The 2,795-nt window shown below is 74.5% G+C and carries 2 protein-coding genes and 1 pseudogene; all 3 read right to left on the reverse strand.

Annotated features, from left to right (window positions below; genetic code table 11):
- A partial coding sequence (locus tag CCN72_RS36380; RefSeq protein WP_425276205.1) for a thioester domain-containing protein occupies positions 1-1,089 on the reverse strand: 1,089 nt, incomplete at its 3' end.
- A 215-nt stretch (positions 1,090-1,304) separates the two neighbouring features.
- Entirely contained in the window at positions 1,305-1,781 is a 477-nt protein-coding gene (locus CCN72_RS36385; protein WP_086812618.1) for a single-stranded DNA-binding protein, read from the reverse strand.
- Positions 1,782-1,999: 218 nt separating this feature from the next.
- Positions 2,000-2,781 (reverse strand): annotated as a pseudogene (locus CCN72_RS36390) (ATP-binding protein); the annotation flags it as partial.
- Between the last annotated feature and the right edge of the window lie 14 nt (positions 2,782-2,795).

Raw genomic sequence — 2,795 nt, forward strand, 5'->3', positions numbered from 1 at the left:
GGCGCCGGCCGGGACGGTGTGCTCGGTGCCCATCAGGCTGAAGGTGAAGGGCTGGTCGCCCTTGTCGACGGCCGTGATGTCCACCGTGCCCTTGGCGCAGTCCTTGCGCGCCGACACCGCCGGTATCGCGCCCTGCGCGGCCCAGTCGGCCGTCGCGCTCGCGGAGACCGCGGACTCGCTGGAGCCGGCCAGGATCTGGGGCTGGCTGCGGCTGTCGGAGGCAAGGGCACGCCCCACCGGGACCGTCGTCGACGCCTGCACGCTCAGCTGGGCGGAGCCGTCCGCCGCGTCCGCGGGGATGTCGAAGTAGATCCGGCTGCCGTTCTTCGCCGTGGTGAGCGCCTTGCCGGTCTTGTCGGTGATCCGCACCCCGCTGGTCGCCGCGTCCGCGGGCGGTATCACCGCGACCGCGCCCGCGTTGGTGTGCACCGTCACCGGTCCGACCACGCTCCCGGGGCGGCCGGAGACCGCGGCCGGGTCCAGGGTCAGCGAGGCCCCCGGCTCGCCGCCGGCGCGGGCGCTGCGCTGGAGGTAGTCGGCCAGCTTCTCGGCGCCCGGGGCCACCGCGTCGACCTTGGCGTGGTCCGAGTACCGCCAGATGGCCACCTGGGTGCCGGTCGCCGCGTCCTGCTCGGTCAGGCTCCCCACGCCGGCCCGGTGGGCGAGCGCGGCGAGGTCGTTGACCTGGGGGTAGGAGTGCTGCACGATCCACTCGATCTTGCCCGCGTCCCGGTTGGTGCCCAGCGAGGTGCCGCTCCAGGACGTCTCCTGGTAGCGGGCGTCGCGCTGGACCGGGCTGTGCAGGTCGACGCCGTACGTCTGTAGGGTGCCGCCGCCGTCCACGGACATCTCGAACAGGCCCGCCGACACCCGCTGGTCGCCGCCGGCCTCATGGACCACGGCCTCGCCGAAGATCTTCAGGCCGTCCAGGGCGGCGCTCGCCCCGCCCTCGGTCTGCGGGGCCACATCGGCCGCGGCCGTACCCGCGCCGGACAGCACGCCGGCCGCCACGAGCCCGGACACCGTGGCGGTGGCGGCCAGGCGGGCCACGGTGGTGGACCGGCGGAAACCAGAGAGCGCAGCAAGCACAGAATTCCCCTTCGAGCAGGACCCGTTGGACGTGGGGGACGGGTCCCACCAGCAGAATCGGCGGCCCCGAGGGGCACGCCCGGCATCCTATGGACTCGGGCTGTGCCTCTCTGGCCGGTCGGATGATCCGATGGCGTTTCCGATCCGGAATCGTTATCGCCGGACCGCCCTTGAACAGTGCTTATCGATAAATCCACCCGGACGAACAGCTGACTTCACGTCACTGTGGCTGGTTCCGAGGCCTGTTGGGCGGCGGTGTCCTCACCGGTGTCCGGCGGGACCGGGGTCGCCCAGTCGGGCTCGGGTCGGGCGGCCCCGGCGGGGGGTTCCGGTTTGCCCGCGCGACGGAAGACCGCCGTACCCCGCGAGAGGTCATGGCCGATCGCGGTGGCGTCGATGTCCGCCGACGCCCACTGCTGCTGCCCGTCGCGCCCGTCGGTGCGCACCTTCAGCCGGCCCTGTACGACCAGCGGCTGCCCCACCTCCACCGACGCCATCGCGTTGGCGGCGAGCTGGCGGTTGGCCCACACCGTGAAGAAGTTGGTGTGCCCGTCCGTCCAGGCGCTCTTCTCCCGGTCCCAGTAACGCGCGGTCGCCGCGAGCCGGAACCGCAGCGACGGCCCCGCCGCCAGCTCCCGGTACACCGGCGCGGTCGCCACATTGCCCACCACACAGACCACGGTCTCATGCATCTTCGCGCTCCCCTCCCCGCCCGGCGCACTCGGCCGGGCGGGCGGACGTACGTACGGGCCCGTCCCGTACGGCGGCGTCTGCCACGACCTCAGACTGCCTCCGCCGGGCCGAGCCCGCTGAGCCCTGTGGACGGCCCCCGCACCTGTGGAAAACTCCGCCACCCGCACGAGTGACGACCACCGGCACACCATCGCCGACGGACCGTACGGCCCCTAACTCACCCCACCCCGGCCTCCGCCCGCACCACCCTCCCGTACTGCTCCCGCACCTCTCCGTACCGCAGCAGCTCCGACGCCACCGGATCCAGCACCCGCGCCCGTCCACAGCTCGCGGCCGACTCGCGCAATCGCCGTTCCGCGTCCTGGCCGTACCGCCTCGCGGGCCCTCGCGCGGCCATCCGGCAGCCCCACTCCACCAGCGGCCCGCCGACGATGCCGCACACCATCAACAGCACCGGAACCCCCAGATTGGGCGCCATCACCCCGGCGATCTGCCCGACCAGCCACAGCCCGCCCGCGATCTGGAGGAGCGTCATCGCCGCCTGGACCAGCACCGCCGCCGGCCACCAGCCGGGACGCGGCGGCCGCCCGGAGGGGCCCCCGGCCCGCTCCGCCAGCTCGTCCAGCGCCTCCGGCAGCCCCTGCGCACCGCGTACGGCCGCCTCGCGCACCGCCTGTGCCCAGGGCGCCGGCAGCCCGGCCGAGGCCCGGTCGGCCACCGTACGGACCGCCTGTTCCACGCGCTGGCGTGCCGTCGCCTCCTCGTCGGCCTGGGCGCCCGTCCGATGGCGGCCGGTCGCCGCCGTACCGCGCTTCTGGTACCAGCGCCACAGCCGCAGCCAGGGCGTGCCGCAGGCCCGGTTGGCGTTGCGCAGCCAGGCCCGTTCGGCGGCCTCGCCCGCCGCGGTGGCGCCCACCGCGTCCGCGAGCCGCGCGGCGAACTCCTCGCGCGCCTCCTCGCTGAGCCCGGCCCGTCTACGCCGCCGGCGTAGACGGGCCGGGCTCAGCGAGGAG

It is taken from the genome of Streptomyces murinus (genome assembly GCF_002154555.1).
GTDB classification, from domain to species: domain Bacteria; phylum Actinomycetota; class Actinomycetes; order Streptomycetales; family Streptomycetaceae; genus Streptomyces; species Streptomyces murinus.